General features: G+C 71.7%; 15 protein-coding genes. 11 read left to right on the forward strand and 4 right to left on the reverse strand.

The genetic code is table 11. The annotated features are described in order from the left end of the window. Positions 1–226: 226 nt before the first annotated feature. Positions 227–1,060: a coproporphyrinogen III oxidase gene (locus ISP_RS14690; RefSeq protein WP_013224656.1), complete on the reverse strand. Its 834-nt coding sequence runs from the start codon at positions 1,058–1,060 to the stop codon at positions 227–229. A 38-nt stretch (positions 1,061–1,098) separates the two neighbouring features. Continuing rightward, entirely contained in the window at positions 1,099–1,536 is a 438-nt protein-coding gene (locus tag ISP_RS14695) for a PPOX class F420-dependent oxidoreductase (protein ID WP_013224657.1), read from the reverse strand. An 86-nt stretch (positions 1,537–1,622) separates the two neighbouring features. Here ISP_RS14695 and ISP_RS14700 point away from each other — a divergent pair, with 86 nt between their 5' ends. From ISP_RS14700 to ISP_RS14715, 4 genes are read left to right on the forward strand one after another with little or no spacing between them, the layout of a single operon-like run. Beyond that, the gene (locus ISP_RS14700) at positions 1,623–3,080 is read left to right on the forward strand and encodes a hypothetical protein (protein ID WP_013224658.1); all 1,458 of its coding nucleotides are present in this window, start codon (positions 1,623–1,625) and stop codon (positions 3,078–3,080) included. Further along, entirely contained in the window at positions 3,080–3,880 is an 801-nt protein-coding gene (locus ISP_RS14705) for a hypothetical protein (protein ID WP_013224659.1), read from the forward strand. Before ISP_RS14700 ends, ISP_RS14705 begins: the two co-directional genes overlap by 1 nt. Positions 3,881–3,891: 11 nt before the next feature. Then, a complete protein-coding gene (locus tag ISP_RS14710) occupies positions 3,892–8,358 on the forward strand; it encodes a coiled-coil domain-containing protein (protein ID WP_013224660.1) in 4,467 nt (1,488 codons plus the stop codon). A 37-nt stretch (positions 8,359–8,395) separates the two neighbouring features. Next, positions 8,396–9,181 (forward strand): TIGR03620 family F420-dependent LLM class oxidoreductase, encoded by a 786-nt coding sequence (locus ISP_RS14715; RefSeq protein ID WP_013224661.1) that lies wholly within the window; start codon positions 8,396–8,398, stop codon positions 9,179–9,181. On the opposite strand, the gene ISP_RS14720 is transcribed toward ISP_RS14715, so the two are convergent. Next, positions 9,178–9,660, reverse strand: a complete 483-nt coding sequence (locus ISP_RS14720; protein WP_013224662.1) for a YybH family protein — start codon at positions 9,658–9,660, stop codon at positions 9,178–9,180. The two genes, ISP_RS14715 and ISP_RS14720, sit on opposite strands and share 4 nt — an antisense overlap. A 35-nt stretch (positions 9,661–9,695) precedes the next feature. On the opposite strand from ISP_RS14720, the gene ISP_RS14725 reads away from it, so the two are divergent. Continuing rightward, complete coding sequence (locus ISP_RS14725; protein WP_013224663.1) at positions 9,696–10,040, forward strand: ArsR/SmtB family transcription factor; 345 nt, start codon at positions 9,696–9,698, stop codon at positions 10,038–10,040. On the opposite strand, the gene ISP_RS14730 is transcribed toward ISP_RS14725, so the two are convergent. Then, entirely contained in the window at positions 10,021–10,665 is a 645-nt protein-coding gene (locus ISP_RS14730) for a LysE family translocator (RefSeq protein ID WP_013224664.1), read from the reverse strand. The genes ISP_RS14725 and ISP_RS14730 overlap by 20 nt on opposite strands. Before the next feature lie 71 nt (positions 10,666–10,736). Between ISP_RS14730 and ISP_RS14735 the strand changes: the two genes are divergently transcribed. The 6 genes from ISP_RS14735 (at position 10,737) to ISP_RS14760 (ending at position 16,165) form a co-directional block, all read left to right on the forward strand. Further along, positions 10,737–11,918: a winged helix DNA-binding domain-containing protein gene (locus ISP_RS14735; RefSeq protein ID WP_013224665.1), complete on the forward strand. Its 1,182-nt coding sequence runs from the start codon at positions 10,737–10,739 to the stop codon at positions 11,916–11,918. 428 nt (positions 11,919–12,346) lie between these two features. Further along, on the forward strand, positions 12,347–13,351 hold the full coding sequence (gene gap, locus ISP_RS14740; protein WP_013224666.1) for a type I glyceraldehyde-3-phosphate dehydrogenase: 1,005 nt from the start codon (positions 12,347–12,349) through the stop codon (positions 13,349–13,351). A 4-nt stretch (positions 13,352–13,355) separates the two neighbouring features. Further along, the gene (locus tag ISP_RS14745; protein WP_013224667.1) at positions 13,356–14,570 is read left to right on the forward strand and encodes a phosphoglycerate kinase; all 1,215 of its coding nucleotides are present in this window, start codon (positions 13,356–13,358) and stop codon (positions 14,568–14,570) included. Further along, positions 14,570–15,355, forward strand: a complete 786-nt coding sequence (gene tpiA / locus ISP_RS14750) for a triose-phosphate isomerase (protein ID WP_013224668.1) — start codon at positions 14,570–14,572, stop codon at positions 15,353–15,355. Before ISP_RS14745 ends, tpiA begins: the two co-directional genes overlap by 1 nt. Positions 15,356–15,482: 127 nt before the next feature. Continuing rightward, on the forward strand, positions 15,483–15,713 hold the full coding sequence (gene secG, locus ISP_RS14755) for a preprotein translocase subunit SecG (RefSeq protein ID WP_013224669.1): 231 nt from the start codon (positions 15,483–15,485) through the stop codon (positions 15,711–15,713). Between the two features lie 107 nt (positions 15,714–15,820). Then, positions 15,821–16,165 (forward strand): RNA polymerase-binding protein RbpA, encoded by a 345-nt coding sequence (locus ISP_RS14760; RefSeq protein WP_034284344.1) that lies wholly within the window; start codon positions 15,821–15,823, stop codon positions 16,163–16,165. The last annotated feature ends 365 nt before the right edge of the window (positions 16,166–16,530 follow it).

Consider the following 16,530-nt stretch of genomic DNA (forward strand, 5'->3'; position numbering starts at 1 on the left):
GGACAGGGGGTGACCGGGGCGGAATGGTCGGCGGACCACCGGCGACAATAGTTAGGAAAGTTTCCTATCTATGGGACAGATCTCACACCCTCCGAGCGGGCTCTGTCAATACTCGACACGATGGGTTACCCACCGTGCCAAGGGTTTCCCGCTCAGCGGGTCACTCCTCCGCAGTGAATGACTCATTCCTGGCGTCAGACGCCAGGAATGAGTCATTCACTGCACGTCAGCCTGCCGTCACCGGGGTTTCGGCCGCCCAGTCGCGCGGAACCAGGAACGACGCCAGCTCCGCCTCCGCGCTCCCCGGCTCGGGCGTGAACTCCGCTTCCCACCGCGCCAGCGGCGGCAACGCCGACAGGATCGCCTCGGCGTCGGCCTGTACCGCGGTCGCCGCGTCGTGGACCAACGTGAACTCCACGTACCGGCCGCGGCGGTAGAGCTGCCACTGCCGTTCGCGCTCGCCGTGCGGCACGTCCTTGCGCCGCCGCACGATCGGGAAGTACGCCGGGGCGATCGCGGCGATGCCCGCCGCCGTGAAGGCCGCCGACCGCCGCCAGCCGTCCGGGCCGGGCAGGCTCAGGTGGTCGAAGAGGATGCCGCCGATGCCGCGGGCCTCGTCGCGGTGCGGGAGCCGGAAGCGGTCGTCGCACGCTCGCTTCGCCTGGGCGTGGAACGCCGGGTCGAGCGTGTCGCAGTGGTTCTTCAGGACGCGGTGGAAGTGCGTCGCGTCCGAGGCGAAGCCGTAGCAGGGCAGGAGGTCGACGCTGCCGCCGAACCACCACGCGTCCGCGGCTTCGCGGTAGCGGAAGTGCGCCTGGAACGCCGGCACGTACGGGTTGCGCGGGTGGAGCACGACCGACAGCCCGGCCGCGAAGTACTCGTCCGAGAAGGCCGCGCTGACGACGGCGCGCTCGAAGACGTCACCGTTCTCCAGCCGCCGCGTGCGGCCGGAGCGGCCGAAGCGCCCACCGCCGTCGAGGCGTTCCAGCTCGGCGACCAGCTCCCGCTGGCCCGCGCTGACGATCGCCCTGACGGCGTCGCGTCTGTCCCCTGAAGGCATACCCCCACCCCCGGGGGCAGATTACCAGCGAACCGGGGTCAGCCGGCGATGTCGGCCCGCGCGATCACCTTGGTGATCTTCGCCCGGACGAGGGATTCCTCCGGGACGGCGTTGCGCTTGCCGTACGCCTCGCCCTGCTCGACACCCATGTACCGGTCGCCCAGCTTCGTCGCCCACTCGAGCATGTCGTCGAGGTCGTGGGTCAGCCGCGCCTCGGCGGTGAACTGGACGTAGGAGAACGGCGGCTTCTGGTCGTCGACGGCCAGCGAGATGCGCCCGTCGCGGGCGATGGCCTTGCCCTTGAGCGTCTCGGTGCCGGTGGTGAAGATCAGCTCGTCGCCGTCCGGGCCTTCGTTCAGCAGGAACCAGATCGGGGTGACGATCGGGGAGCCGTCCTTCCTGACCAGGCCCAGCATGCCGGTGCGGGTGCCTTCGGACGCGAACTTCCACCACTCTTCGCGGCTCATCTCACGCATAGGAGGGACGTTAGCCCGTCACCCGCGCGTGCGCAGAGGGTGGCCGACTAGCCTGGCCTGCTGTGCGAGACGACGACAGGGCCGCCATGGGACTGGCCGACGAGGGGCTGACCCGCCGCCTCAAGGCGCTGGCCTGCACCGCGCCGCTGCACGACCTGGACGCGCGCAAGGCGAAGCTCGACTGGGCCGACGCCACGATCTACCAGATGGCCGAGATCGCGCTGCACACGATCGACCAGGTCACCATCGCGATGGACTTCGACACCGGCGCCGGCCACGACGAGGTCATCGACCGGCTGCTGCCGTTCATCGCCCAGCAGGCGCCGTCGCGGATGCCCGAGGAACACGTCCGGGTGGCCAAGTGGGTGCTCGACAACCTCATCAACGTCGGGACGACCGACCGCGGCTTCCGGCGCGTCTACGGCTCGGTCGGGCCGGGCGGCTACCAGCGGCGTCAGTTCGATTTCAAGCTGCTCGTCGAGCTGGCCGCCCGCGACGGCGAGGTCTACCTGCGCGCCACCGACGAAGCCATCAACGTCCTGGTCGGCGCCCTCGACACCGACGTCGAGTCCGCGCAGATCGCCGCCGAGGTCAAGCTCGAGAACCTGATCAACCGCGGCCGGCTGGCCGACGCGAAGCTCGCCGCCGAGCAGGCCCGCTACCGGACCGTCCAGTACGGCGAAACCCTGCGCGCGAAGCTCGACGCGACCCGCCGTGACGTCCGGTCGGTCGACTGGGAACGCGAAGTGCCCGAGCTGCTCGACAGCGCGCTGAGCCACATCGAGGCCCGGTTCCGCGCCGAGAACGCCATCCTCAAGAACATCACCACCGCCCGTGACGAGACCGAGGACCTCGACCGCAAGCGGCGCGCCGCCGAGCTCGTCGACATCGTCGGCGACTGCATCCGCCGCCACACCCGCCTGCAGTCCCGGCTGGCCGACGCGGGCGCGGTCTTCCGCGCCGAGCAGGACCGCCAGCAGTTCTCCGGCCCGCCCCAGCGCGCGACCCTCGATCTCTTCGGCCAGCTCCTCGTGCCCACCCTGGGTCTGCCGCTGGCCGACGCCGTCGCCCCGGCCGAGCACTTCTTCCACGCCGTCGCGGGCATCTCCGCTCCCGTCGTGCCGTCGCTGTCGTCGCTGGTCTCGCTGCTCCTCCGCCCGGCACCGGAACGCGACCAGCTGGTCGGGGAGATCCCCGAACGCGAGCTGATGCCCGCCGAGGTCACCGACAAGTTCGGCGACGACGTCTGGCGCGCCGCCGACGAGCTCCTCGACCTGCCCGAAGTGCCACGGCGGCTGTCGGGCCTGCTCGAAGAAGCCCGCCGCAGCCGCCAGCCGGGGCTCGCTGCCCTGGTCGCGCTGCGCGCGGTCCACGCCTACAGTCCCGGGATCGGCGCGGCCCGCCGCCAAGGCGACCGCTCGGTGCTGCTCGCCGTCGACGACGGCACGCTCCTGGACGACCCGGACTTCGGCGGCGCCGACCTGCTCCTGTCCACCGCCGCCGTCGAGCGGGCCGACGAAGAAGAGAACGAGGAGGTCGCCTGATGGCGCTGTCCCACAGCAGCGTGGACGCCGAGGCCGCGGCCCGGCTGGTCGCCTTCGGCATGCGGCCGAAGCAGCTGCCCGCGCGTGACGTCGTCTACGGCGACCTCGTCCGCCGCTACGGCGAGGACAACGCGTTCAAGGCGCTCACCCACGCCGTCGCCGCCGGGCTCGGGCTGATGGTCCTCGAGGTCAACCAGCAGGCCGGCGCGGTCCTCGCGGCCACCGACGAGTCCGTCTTCGAGATCAAGATGGACTCCTACGCCCGTCAGGCCAAGATCCGCGAGCGCCGTGAGACCGAGAAGGTCCTGCACGGCCTGATCCACCTCGCCACCGCGGCGCTGGGCTACCCGCGCCCCGACGATCTCGCCAACGACACCTACATCGGCCGCGTGAGCGTCGAGCAGGTCGACGCGATGGTCCGCGAAGCCGCCCGCATGCTCGACGAGCGCGCCGCGGCGGCCGACGCCAACAACGACCCCCTGGCCGACGCGCCTGAGCTCGAACAGGCGTGGCGCGCCTACGCCCGCCGCCCGGCCGCGGCCGCCACCAAGGACGGCCGCCTCGCCGCCGACACCACCCGCGGCATGGTCAGCCGCGCCTTGCGCTTCCTCGCCGACCAGGGCTTCCTGGTCCCGGTGAGCGACGAGCAGGGCGGCACCTACCGGACCACGCCGCGCTACCAGATCCAGGTCCGCGAGCTCGCGGCCGACGCCGCCTTCGACGACCTGCTCGCGCTCGGCGTCGTGGCCGTCGCGAACGACGGCGGGACGCTGCGCGCGGCCGCGTCGGACACGCTGTAAAAGGGGAGTAGATGTACGAGCTTTCGCGGGTCCGCCTGCATTCGGTGGGCCCGGCGGGTGCCCGCTACCAGGACGTCGTCCTCGACTTCAGCGGCGTCGGCGCCAAGATCACCGCGCCGCAGCAGGACGCGCTGTTCAGCGCGGGCATCCACGCGACCGGCCCCGCCGAGCTGCGCCGCCCCTCACCGGCGAGCGTGCTGTTCCTCGAGAACGGCGGCGGCAAGTCCGTGCTCATCAAGCTGATCTTCTCGGTGATGCTGCCCGGCCGCCGCCAGGTCGTCGGCACCACCAGCACGAAGGTCCTGGAGAAGTTCGTCGCCGCCAAGGACGTCTCGCACGTCGTGCTGGAGTGGCTGCACGTCGAGAGCGGGCACCGGATCATCACCGGCAAGGTCTCCGAATGGCGCGGGCACGTCGTGTCCGCCGACTCCGAGAACCTCGTCGACTCCTGGTACTGCTTCCGCCCGACCGCCGCGCTGGGGCTCGATTCCCTGCCGATGACCCAGGACGGCCGGCTGCTGACGATGTCCGGCTTCCACGACAAGCTCACCGCGGCCCAGCTGGCCGAGCCCGAGCTGGAGCTGTCCTGGACCCGCCGCCACCACGAGTGGACCGGCCGGCTCGATTCCCTCGGCCTCGACACCGAGCTGTTCCGGTACCAGCGCGCGATGAACGCGGGCGAAGGCGAAGCGGCGGACGCGTTCGCCTTCGGCACCGACGACGCGTTCGTCGAATTCCTGCTGCGCGCGGTCATCTCCGAGGAGGAGCCGAAGGACCTCGCCGAGGTCGTCGCGACCTACGCCCACAACCTGGCCCAGCGCGGGGACCTGTTGTCGGAACGCGACTTCGTCGCGGGTGCGCTCGACCTGCTGGGGCCGCTGGCCGCCGAAGAGGGCGTCGCCGCGGAGTCGCGGAAGATCGCGGAGTCCGCGAAGGCCGACATGGCCGAGCTGGCCGGGCGCGTCGTGGCGCGCAACGAACTCGAGAACGCGCGGCTGGCCGGGCTCGAGGACCACGTCACCGAGGTCAAGTCCGCGGAGAAGCTGGCCGAGGGCGACCACCGGCGGCTCGCGGCGGCCGTCACGGAACTGCGCCGCCTGGTCGCGGTGCTGCGGCTGGACGAGGTCCAGGAGGCCCGCAAGCGCGTCGACGCCGAGCTCGCCCAGGCGAAAACCGAGGCGGAGGCCTGGCGCGAGACGGCGACCGTCCTCAACTCTCTGAACGCGGCTCGCAAGGCGAAGGACCTGCGCGAACTCGTCGGCAGCCGGGAGGAAAAGGCGCGTCCGGCCCTGAAGGCGCGCAACGACGCCGCTTCGGCGCTCGCGCGCGGGTTGCACGCGCTGGCCCAGGACGCCCAGCGGCAGGCCGACAAGGCCGAAGCGCACGCGGGCGCGTTGCGTGCCGAAGCCGAGAAGGCGCAGACCGAGCGTGATGAAGCCGCGAACCTCGCGGCCGCGCGCCGGGCCGAGGCGCGCGGGCTGACCACGCGGATCACCGAGCTGCGCGAAGAGGTCCAGGCCGCCGTCCGCGCCGGGTTGCTGCCTTCGGGCGCCGACGTCGCCGAAGCTTCCCGCGCCGCTCGCAGTGCCGCCGAAGCGGCCACCGCCGAACTCGCGCGCCGCGAACAGGAACTCGACCGCGTCGCCACGGATCTCCAGGCGGCGCAACGGGCCGTGAACGAAGCGCACCAGCTCGCCGGCACCACGCAGGACCGCCTGGAACGCGCCACCGAGGACCTCGACCGCGCGCACCGCCGGACCGACGCCCTCGCCGCCGAAAGCCGGCTGGTCGAGCTGCTCGGCGCTGACGACGTCAACCTGGAGAGCGACCTCCCGGTGCTGCTGGAGCGGCTGCGCGAGGCGAGCGCGGCCGTCGAAAAGGAGCAGACCGCGCTGCGGATGGAGGAGTCCGCCGACGAGCGGGCCCTGGCCGCGCTGGGGTCCGGCGGGCTGCTGCCGCCCCCCGAGGACGTCCAGGCGGCGCTCGACGCTCTCGAAGAGGCCGGGATCACCGCGTGGTCCGGCTGGCGCTATCTGTCCAAACTGGACGCTGCCCGGCGGGCCGAGGTGCTGGAAAGCCTGCCGCAGCTGGTGTCCGGGGTCCTGCTGAACGACGCTGCGCACGCTGATCGCGCCCGCGAGGTGCTCACGACGCGGCGGCTGCTGCCGAGCGCGATCATCGCCGTCGGCACGACCGAGGCACTGCAGGAGCAGGCGCCGTCCGCGCCCGGCGTCGAGTTCCTCGTGCCGCCGAACCCGGCGATGTACGACGAAGAAGCCGCCGACGCCGAACGGGAAGCCGTGGCGCGGCGGCACACCGAGCGGCAGCGGCGCCTCGAAGCGTTGTCCGCCAAGCTGTCCGCGGACGGCGCCTTGACGTGGAAGCTCACGACGTGGCGTGAGGACTACCCGGCCGGAGCCGTCGCCACCCTGGCCGAGCAGGCCCAGGCGGCGCGAACCGCCCGCGAGACCGCGCGGACCGCGCTGGCGCAGGCCGACGCGGAATTCGCGCGGTTGAGCGAAAAGGCGGTCTCGCTGCGCGAGCGCGTCCCCGAGCTGCGGGCGGCCGCCGCCGAGGCGGAGGAGAGGGCCCGGCGGCTGGGTGAGCTGGGCGTCCGGAGCGCCCGGATCGCCCAGTGGTCCGAAGAGGCCGAGCGCGCCACCGAGATCGCCGAGCGCGCCGACCTCCAGGCGTCCGACGCGGCGGGCAAGGCCGCGCGGCTGCGCGAGCAGGCGGGGGAGGAGCAGCGCACCGCCGACGGGCACCGCCGGACCGCGAGCACGGCGCGCGCCGAACTGGCCGAGGTGCCCGGGGCGGCCGACGCCGCGGACGGCCCGGCGCCGTCCGAACCGGTGGACGCGCTGCGGCGGACCTACCTGTCGGCGTCCGAGTCGTACGCGAAGGTCGAGGTCGGCAGCGACCTGCGCAGCGAGCTGGAGCAGGCCGAGTCCGCCGAAGCCGCCGCCGGCTCGGCGGTCGAGTCCATGGACGAGGCCGTCCGCACCCGGGCCGCCGAACTCCTGGAGACCCCCGACGGCTCCGACGCGTCGGCGCGGGCGGCCGCGCTGGCTCGCGCCCGCCGGGTCGTCGACGTCCTCGAGGACGAGCGCACCGAAGCGATCGGCCTCGTCTCGACGCGGCGCGCCGAGCTGGACGCGCTGCCGCTGCAGAACGGCGTCAACGGCGAGAAACCGCGGGACATCGAGCACGGCCTGGAGCTGATCGACGCGGCCGGGCTGGAGGCTTCCGCGGCCGCGCGGAAGTGGGAAGAGCTGCAGGAACGCCGGGCGGCGGCGGAAGCGACGCTGGAATCGGCGCGCACTTCGGCTTCGGGCTTCGCGCTGCTCGCCGAGTCGATGGGCCACCTGGTGACCGATACGGACGCCGCCGCCTACGACGGCGACGTCGACACCGCGCGCGCCCAGCACGCGCGGCTGAACGCCACCTTCAACCAGGCCCAGGAGGCCGCCGACGCCGGCGACCGGCGGGTGCGCGCGGCTGCGGACCAGCTCGCGCAGTACGCGACCGAGAAGCGGTTCGAGAAGCTGAGCACCCCGGTGCGCCAGCAGGTCATCTCGGTCAAGCGCGACCAGCTCCCGGCGCACGCCGCGGAGTGGGCCGAAGCGCTGCGGCCGCGGCTGCGGTCGCTGACCGACGACCTCGCCCAGATCGACCGGCACCGCGGCGGCATCATCACCCGCCTGCAGGGCATGGTCGACGGCGCACTCCGGACGTTGCGCTCGGCCCAGCGGGTCTCTCGCCTGCCGGACGGCCTCGGCGACTGGTCCGGGCAGGAGTTCCTCCGCATCCGCTTCACCGAGCTGGAGGACAACGCGCTCACCGAAAAGCTCGGCGAGGTCGTCGACGAGGCCGCCGTGGGCAAGACCGCCGATGGCCGGGACGTCAAGCGCGACGGGCTTTCCCTGGTGCTGCGCGGCGTCCGGGCCGCGGCGCCCAAGGGTTTCCGCGTCGACATGCTCAAGCCGGACTCGGTGCTGCGGACCGAACGCCAGCGCGTCTCGGAGATCCGCGACGTCTTCTCCGGCGGCCAGCAGCTGACCGCGGCGATCATCCTGTACTGCACCCTGGCGGCGCTGCGGGCCAACAACCGCGGCAAGGTCCGCAACCGGCACTCGGGCGTGCTGTTCCTGGACAACCCGATCGGCCGCGCGTCCGCCGGGTACCTCCTGGAGCTGCAGCGCGCGGTCGCCGAAGCACTGGGCGTGCAGCTGATCTACACGACGGGGCTGTTCGACGCGGGCGCGCTGTCGGAGTTCCCGCTGATCGTGCGGCTGCGCAACGACGCCGACCTGCGGGCGGGCCGCAAGTACCTGTCGGTGGACTCGACGATCCGGAACTCCCTGGAGGACCTGGGCGAGCCCGACGGCGTCGCGCGGCTGTCGGCGACCCGGATGTTCACCCGGGCGGCCACCGAGGCCGATGCCGCCGATTCCGCTGAGGACGAACAGACGGCCTAGCGGGAACAACCCGGCGTCTTCCGGGGTTCACGGGCGCATGATGAAACTGGGGCCGCTGGGGGCCACTCACACCGCACTGGACACCGACACGGCCGTGGCGGTCGAGCTCGAAGAGCTGGGCTACGCCACGCTGTGGCTGGCCGGTGGCCAGGGCAACAACCTGCCGCGGATCACCGAGGTCCTCCGCGGGACATCGCGGATCCAGGTGGCGAGCGGGATCCTGTCGGTGGACCGGGTGCCGTCGGCTTCCGTGGCTTCGGCGTACGCGGATCTGCCGGCCGGGCGGTTCGTCGTCGGCCTCGGCGGGGCGCACGGGGCTCGTCCGCTGGCGGCGCTGAACGACTACCTCGACGAGCTCGACGACACCGTGCCTGCGTCCGCCCGGATCCTCTCCGCGCTCGGGCCCCGGATGCTCGAGTTGGCGCGCGACCGCGCTTCGGGCGCCTACCCGTACCTGGTGACGACGGACTACGTCGCCTCGGCGCGGGAAATCCTGGGCGCGGACCGGCAGCTGGCGGTGCTGATGAGCGTCGTCGCCGAGACCGACCAGGCCAAGGTGCGCGAGGCCGTGCGGGGTGGCTCGCTGAAGTTCCTGGCCGGGATGCCGGGCTACGCGGCCAACTTCCGGCGGATGGGCTTCACCGACGCGGACATCGCGGACCTGTCCGACCGGCTGGTCGACGGCCTGACCGTGTGGGGCGACTTCGACACCGTCGTCGCGCGGCTGCAGGAGTACCGGGACGCGGGGGCCGACCAGGTCGTCGTCCCGCTCGGCGGCTTGCCGCGCGAGTGGTGGCCGGAGCTGGTGAAGGCACTGGACTAGCCGCGGATCGCCCGCTGGTAGGCGGCGAGCGCGCCGGCGTCGTCGATGCTGCCGTGGTGGTGGACCTGCACCCAGCGCCCGGCTTCGTAGGCGAAGAACCGCGTCGTGCGGATGCTCAGGGGGACGGTTTCGGTCACGCGGTACTCGCCGGTCTCGCGGCCGGCGAACACCGCGTGACCGGCACCGGAGTACTCGACGATGTCGCCGAAGGTGACCGTGACGCGGGCCGGGCCGTGGAAAACCCGCTCGTACAGTTCGGTGATCGCTTCGCCGCCGCGGAGGACGCCGCCGAGCGGGTTGTTCAGCTGGGCCAGCGGATCACTCGTCCAGACCCGGCCGAACGCGTCGAGATCGCGCTGGTTGAAGGCGTAGTAGAACGATTCGAGCGCGGCCAGCGCACCCTCGCGGCCGGGGTTGCCCGCTTCGTCGAGGCGGTTGCGCGCGCCGGGGCCGAAGGACGTGTCGAGGTGTCGGGGCACGGCTGCTCCTAGAGTGTTCGACGGAGGTCGACTTGATGAGTGTACGACAACCATCGAACACTGCGCGGGCGCGCGGGCTCACGCACGCGCTCCCGGCGGCGGTTTCGCTGCAGGACGCCCTGGCCGCGGTCGCCGATCCGGTGCGCCGCAGCATCCTGCGCGAGCTGGCCGCCGTGCCGGAGTGGACGAAGGCGTGCGGCACGTTCGACCTGCCGGTGGCCAAGGCGACCCGCAGCCACCACTTCGCCGTGCTGCGCGCGGCGGGCCTGATCGAACAGCGCGACGAAGGCCCGCGGCGGCTGAACCGCTTGCGGCGCCCCGAATTCGACGCCGCCTTCCCGGGCCTGCTCGACCTGGTGCTCAGTCACCCCGGCCCGTGAAGGCGAGGGTGGTGCCCAGGCCGATCATGACGAGACCGCCGGTGCCGCCGACCAGCTCCAGGCGCTTCGGCGAGCGGGCGAACCACGCGCGGGCGGTGCCCGCGACCAGCGCCCACGCGCTGTCGGTGGCCAGCGCGATCGCCGGCAGGCACAGCCCGAGGACCAGCATCTGCCCCGGCACCGACCCGGCGCCGGGGTCGACGAACTGGGGCAGCAGGGCCGCCAGGAACACGATCGACTTCGGGTTCGCGAAACCGACGACGAAGCCGTCGCGCAGCACGGTCCCCACCCGTCCGGGTGCGGCACGCACCTTCGCGGCCATCGCGTCGGTCAGCCGCCGGCGGTGGCGCACGGCCTGGATCCCCAGGTACACCAGGTAGATCGCGCCGGCGACCTTGATCGCGGTGAACACCGCCGCCGACGTCGTCACCAGCGCGCCGAGGCCGAACGCGACCGCGACCACCTGCGTGTACACGCCCGCGGAGTTGCCCACGACGGTGAGCAGCGCGTCGCGCCGCCCGACGGTGAGCGCGCGGCTGATCGTGAACAGCACACTCGGCCCGGGGACCACGACCATGAGGAACGTCAGCGCGGCGAAGGCCGCCAAATGCGTGCCGGAGACCATTTTCCGAGGCTATCGCCTGGTCGCCGGGCACGACCACCGGTTTTGTCGGTGCCGGGTGGTAGGAAAAGCGGGTGCCTCCGAAGATCAGCATCGAGCAGCGCCGGGCCCGCCTCGCCGTCCGCCACCACCTCGCCGCGCCCGCGGCCTCGGTGGCGGACGCCGTCGCCGGGGTCGTCGCGCTGCACGCCACCGACCCGGCAACCGTCCACCTGTCCGCGTCCGCCCGCCTGGCGGCACCGGCGGTCGCCGATGTCGAGCGGGCGCTCTACGAAGAGCGTTCGCTGCTGCGGCTGCTGGGCATGCGGCGCACGGTGTTCGTGACGGACGTGGAGACGGCGGCGCTCGTGCAGGCGGGCTGCTCGGCGGACATCCTCGTGAAGCAGCGGAAACTGCTCGAACAGCACCTCGGGCAGCAGGGGCACCCGGAGAACGTGCCGGAGCCGGCGAAGTGGCTGGCCGACGTCGAGGCGTCGGTCGAGGCGGCCCTGCGCGCCCGCGGTTCGGCGACGGCGCAGCAGCTGAGCGAGGACGAGCCCCGCCTGCGCCAGCAGCTGCTGATGGCGGCGGGCAAGCCGTACGAGGCGATCGGCAACGTGACGAGCCGGGTGCTGTTCCTGCTGGCGGCGGGCGGCCGGATCGTCCGCGGCCGTCCGCGGGGCAGCTGGCTCAGCACCCAGTACGTCTGGCACCCGCTGGACGAGTGGGTCGCGGGCGGGCTGCCACCATGGGGCGCGGACGAGGCCCGGGCCGAGCTGGCCCGGCGGTGGCTGCGCGCGTACGGGCCGGCCCCGGTGGCGGATCTGCGCTGGTGGACGGGCTGGACGGCAGGTCAGACGAAGAAGGCGCTGGCGGCGGTGTCCCCGGCGGAGGTGGACCTCGGCGGCGTGCCGGGGGTGGCGCTGGCCGACGACGTGGCCCCGGTACCGGAACCACCACCGTGGGTGGCGTTCCTGCCGTCGCTGGATCCGACGCCGATGGGCTGGCAGGACCGCGACTGGTTCCTCGGCCCGCACCGCGCGGCCCTGTTCGACCGCAGCGGCAACGTCGGCCCGACGGTGTGGGCGTCCGGGCGGGTGGTCGGCGGCTGGGCCCAGCGAACCTCGGGGGAGGTGGTGTTCCGGCTGCTGGAGGACGTGGGTGCGGAGACGCGCGCGATTGTCGAAGCGGAGGCGGAGAAGTGCGCGGACTGGTTCGGCGAGGTGCGCGCCACGCCGCGCTTCCGGACTCCGCTGGAACGGGAGCTGACCGGATGAGCGAGCAATGGCGGTGGGCGTGGGGCAGTCGTGCGGTGTCGCTGGATCGGTCGAGTCATCGACCTCACGCCCGCTCCGGAGCCGGGATGAACCTGCCTCCCTGTGGCCGTCCGCGGCCGGGGAACGCACCATCGACTGAATCGTTCGAGATGCTCCGTGCGCTCTTCGCCGTCCGGGCGACCGGACCCGGCGCGATCAGCCGGAACCGGTCCCGGCACCCGGACCTTCACCCCGCACTGGTCCGCCGTGGTCCGCCCCGCGAAAACGCTCCGGAGCGGCCTCGCTTCTTAATCGATTCTTGACCCGTTCGCCAAGTGGTGGAAGTCTCGTCAGGGCAGTCAGGGACGCGCATGCCCGCACGCTAGGGTGGCCGCGAGCCCGCAAGTCACGGCCGGGGGTCCCGGCCGATCCTCAGAGGAGTGGCAGCAGTGACCGTTCGCGTAGGTGTCAACGGCTTCGGCCGCATCGGCCGCAACTTCTTCCGCGCCGTGCAGGCCAGCGGCCAGGACATCGAGGTCGTGGCCTTCAACGACCTCGGCGACGTCGCCACCATGGCCCACCTGCTGAAGTACGACTCCATCCTGGGCCGGTTCCCGGGTGAGGTCAGCGTCAGCGACGAGGGCATCGTCGTCGACGGCAAGACCATCAAGGCCCTCGCCGAGCGCGACCCGGCCAACCTGCCCTGGGGCGAGCTGGGCGTGGACGTCGTCCTCGAGTCCACCGGCTTCTTCACCAACGCCGACGCCGCCAAGGCGCACATCGCCGGCGGTGCCAAGAAGGTCATCATCTCCGCGCCCGCCAAGGGCGAGGACCTGACCGTCGTCCTCGGCGTCAACGACGACAAGTACGACGGCTCGCAGGTCATCATCTCGAACGCGTCCTGCACCACCAACTGCCTCGGCCCGCTGGCCAAGGTCCTGAACGACGCCTTCGGCATCGAGCAGGGCCTGATGACCACGGTCCACGCCTACACGCAGGACCAGAACCTGCAGGACGCCCCGCACAAGGACCTGCGCCGCGCCCGCGCCGCCGCCCTGAACGTCGTCCCGACCTCGACCGGCGCCGCCAAGGCCATCGGCCTCGTCCTGCCGGAGCTGCAGGGCAAGCTGGACGGCTACGCGCTGCGTGTCCCGATCCCGACCGGCTCGGCCACCGACCTCACCGTGACGCTGACCAAGGCCGCCACGGTCGAGGAGATCAACGCCGCCTACAAGGCCGCCGCCGACGGCCCCCTCGCGGGCATCCTGCGCTACTCGGACGACCCGATCGTCTCCTCGGACATCGTCACCGACCCGGCGTCCTGCATCTACGACGCGCCGCTGACCAAGGTCATCGGCAACCAGGTCAAGGTCGTCGGCTGGTACGACAACGAGTGGGGCTACTCCAACCGCCTCGCCGACCTGGTCAAGCTCGTCGGTTCGAAGCTGTCCTGACCAGATGAGCGTCAAGAACCTCGACGACCTGCTGGGCGAGGGCGTTCAGGGCCGGTACGTACTCGTGCGTTCCGACCTGAACGTCCCGCTCGACGGGGACCGCATCACCGACGACGGCCGGGTCCGCGCCGCGCTGCCGACGATCAAGAAGCTCGCCGACGCGGGCGCCAAGGTCGTCGTCACCGCGCACCTCGGCCGCCCCAAGGGCGAGCCGGACCCGAAGTACACCCTCGCGCCCGTCGCGAAGCGGCTCTCCGAGCTGCTCGGCGCCGAGGTCGCGCTGGCCGGTGACCTGGTCGGCGAGTCCGCCAAGGCGCTCACGGCCGGCCTCGCCGACGGCGGTGTCGTCCTGCTGGAGAACGTGCGCTTCGACGCGCGCGAGACCAGCAAGGACGCCGTGGACCGCTCCGAGCTGGCCGCCGAGCTGGGCGCGCTCGTCCCGGGCGGCGCGTTCGTCTCCGACGGCTTCGGCGTCGTCCACCGCAAGCAGGCCTCGGTCTACGAGGTCGCGTCGGTGCTCCCGGCGTACGCGGGCGGCCTGGTGCTGGCCGAGCTGGACGTGCTGAAGAAGCTCACCGACGACGTCCAGCGGCCCTACGTGGTCGTGCTCGGCGGCGCGAAGGTGTCCGACAAGCTCGGCGTCATCGCGAACCTGCTGACCAAGGTCGACCGGCTGCTCATCGGCGGCGGCATGGCGTACACCTTCCTCAAGGCCCAGGGCCACGAGGTCGGCAACTCGCTGCTGCAGGCCGACCAGCTCGACCAGGTGAAGGGCTTCCTCGCCGAGGCCGAGAAGCGCGGCGTCGAACTGGTGCTGCCGGTGGACGTCCTGGCCGCGACGGGCTTCGCGGCCGACGCCGAGCACGAGGTCGTCGCCGCGACCGCGATCCCGGCCGACCGCGAAGGCCTCGACATCGGCCCGGAGACCCGTGAACTCTTCGCGGGCAAGCTGGCCGACGCCGCGACCGTCTTCTGGAACGGCCCGATGGGCGTGTTCGAGTTCGAGGCGTTCTCGGGCGGCACGCGTGCCGTGGCCGAGGCGCTCGTGAAGAGCGACGCGTTCACCGTGGTCGGCGGCGGCGACTCGGCGGCCGCGGTGCGGCAGCTGGGCCTGCCCGAGGACGGCTTCTCGCACATCTCCACCGGTGGCGGGGCCTCGCTGGAGTACCTCGAGGGCAAGGAACTGCCGGGCGTGACCGCTCTGGAGGAGAAGAACTAGTGGCACGCAAGCCGTTCATCGCCGGCAACTGGAAGATGAACCAGAACCACCTCGAGGCGATCGCGCTGGTGCAGAAGATCGCCTTCGCGCTGCCGGAGAAGTACTACGCGAAGGTCGACGTGGCGGTGCTGCCGCCGTTCACCGACATCCGCAGCGTGCAGACCCTGGTCGACGGCGACAAGCTGTCGCTCACCTACGGCGCGCAGGACGTCGCGCCGCAGGATTCCGGCGCCTACACCGGTGACATTTCGGGCCTGATGCTGGCCAAGCTGGGCTGCAAGTTCGTCACGGTCGGGCACTCGGAGCGGCGCGAATACCACGCCGAGTCCGACGAGCTGGTCAACAAGAAGGTCAAGGCCGCGCTCAAGCACGGCATCACGCCGATCCTCTGCATCGGGGAGAAGCTCGAGGTCCGCGAGGCCGGCGAGCACATCCACCACACCACGACGCAGCTGATCGAGGGCCTGAAGGGCCTCAAGGCCGAGCAGGTCAAAGACGTGGTGATCGCGTACGAGCCGGTCTGGGCGATCGGCACCGGCAAGGTCGCCTCGTCCGCGGACGCCGAAGAGGTCTGCAAGGCCATCCGGGCGACCCTCCAGGAGAAGTACGGCGACGAGGTGGCTTCGTCCGTCCGGGTGCTCTACGGGGGATCGGTGAAGTCGGGCAACATCAGCGAGCTGGTGGGCTGCGAGAACATCGACGGTGCCCTGGTCGGCGGAGCGAGCCTCGACGGCGAGGAGTTCACGAAACTCTGCGCACTCGCTGCAGGCGGGCCGCTGCCCTGATCGAGGCCACGACCGGGTAGCCTGTGTATCCGGTCCGTCACACAGCAGTGGACGAGTCCAGGGGTACGGTGGTGGTCGGAAACGACCATGCCGTACCCCTGCATTCTCCTAGAGCCCAGAGGATGACATGAAGCTGTTCCTGCAAATCCTGTTGATCGTCACCAGCGTCTTCCTGGTGGTCGCGGTGCTGCTGCACCGGGGCCGGGGCGGTGGCCTGTCGTCGCTGTTCGGCGGTGGGATGCAGTCGAGCCTGGCCGGGTCGAGCGTGGCCGAGAAGAACCTCGACCGAATCACCCTGGGGCTGGGCGCGGTTTGGCTGATCAGCATCGTGGGCCTGGGTCTGCTGCTCAAGGTGTGAGGCGTCCGGCGTTCCGTCGTCGGCCGCGACCGGGTCCGGACGGCGGTGCGCAGCGATTCGGCGTGCCTATTGGGGGGCGCGCCGCCGATTCCTAGGTGTGAGGATTCATGGTTGGCGGTAACGCGATTCGAGGCACCCGGGTGGGTGCCGGTCCTACGGGCGAATCGGAACGGGGTGAGTCGGCGCCGCGACGCCGTATTTCCTACTGGTGTGCCAACGGGCACGAGGCTCGGCCATCGTTCGCGCTCGACGCGGAAATCCCCGAGGAGTGGGACTGCCCCCGCTGCGGGCTCCCGGGTGGGCAGGACGAGAAGAACCCGCCGGCCGCGCCGCGGACCGAGCCGTACAAGACACACCTGGCCTACGTGAAGGAGCGGCGCAGCGACGCCGACGGCGAGGCCATCCTGGCGGAGGCGCTCGACCGCCTGCGCAAGCGCCGGGAAATCATCTAGCGGTTCGATCGAAAGCCACCCCGAGGGAAGCCGGACCCCTCGAGGTGGCTTTTCGCGCGCTCAACCAGCCTCCCACGCGCCCGGCAAGCCATCTCCCGTGTCCGGCGAGGCCATCTTGCCCGGGAAGGCATCACACGAGTCTGGCGAGGCATCACACGTGACTGGAGGGGCATCATGTGTGTCTGGGCGGGCATCTCGCGTGACTGCCGGGGCATCACATGTGTCTGGGCGGGCATCACGTGTGTCTGGCGGGGAATCACCGTGATGCCCCTCTGACCACGCGAGATGCCCGCCCAATCACGTGAGATGCCCGCCGATCACGCCCATCCGCGTTCAGGCGCGCGCCCGAAGATGTCGAGCACCAG

Source organism: Amycolatopsis mediterranei (genome assembly GCF_026017845.1).
Taxonomy (GTDB): domain Bacteria; phylum Actinomycetota; class Actinomycetes; order Mycobacteriales; family Pseudonocardiaceae; genus Amycolatopsis; species Amycolatopsis mediterranei.

Bases quoted from the DNA above. Each gene is read 5' to 3' on its own strand.
- ISP_RS14690 (WP_013224656.1), bottom strand. From the start codon at position 1,060: ATGCCTTCAGGGGACAGACGCGACGCCGTCAGGGCGATCGTCAGCGCG.
- ISP_RS14695 (WP_013224657.1), bottom strand. From the start codon at position 1,536: ATGCGTGAGATGAGCCGCGAAGAGTGGTGGAAGTTCGCGTCCGAAGGC.
- ISP_RS14700 (WP_013224658.1), top strand. From the start codon at position 1,623: ATGGGACTGGCCGACGAGGGGCTGACCCGCCGCCTCAAGGCGCTGGCC.
- ISP_RS14705 (WP_013224659.1), top strand. From the start codon at position 3,080: ATGGCGCTGTCCCACAGCAGCGTGGACGCCGAGGCCGCGGCCCGGCTG.
- ISP_RS14710 (WP_013224660.1), top strand. From the start codon at position 3,892: ATGTACGAGCTTTCGCGGGTCCGCCTGCATTCGGTGGGCCCGGCGGGT.
- ISP_RS14715 (WP_013224661.1), top strand. From the start codon at position 8,396: ATGATGAAACTGGGGCCGCTGGGGGCCACTCACACCGCACTGGACACC.
- ISP_RS14725 (WP_013224663.1), top strand. From the start codon at position 9,696: ATGAGTGTACGACAACCATCGAACACTGCGCGGGCGCGCGGGCTCACG.
- ISP_RS14730 (WP_013224664.1), bottom strand. From the start codon at position 10,665: ATGGTCTCCGGCACGCATTTGGCGGCCTTCGCCGCGCTGACGTTCCTC.
- ISP_RS14745 (WP_013224667.1), top strand. From the start codon at position 13,356: ATGAGCGTCAAGAACCTCGACGACCTGCTGGGCGAGGGCGTTCAGGGC.
- secG (WP_013224669.1), top strand. From the start codon at position 15,483: ATGAAGCTGTTCCTGCAAATCCTGTTGATCGTCACCAGCGTCTTCCTG.
- ISP_RS14760 (WP_034284344.1), top strand. From the start codon at position 15,821: ATGGTTGGCGGTAACGCGATTCGAGGCACCCGGGTGGGTGCCGGTCCT.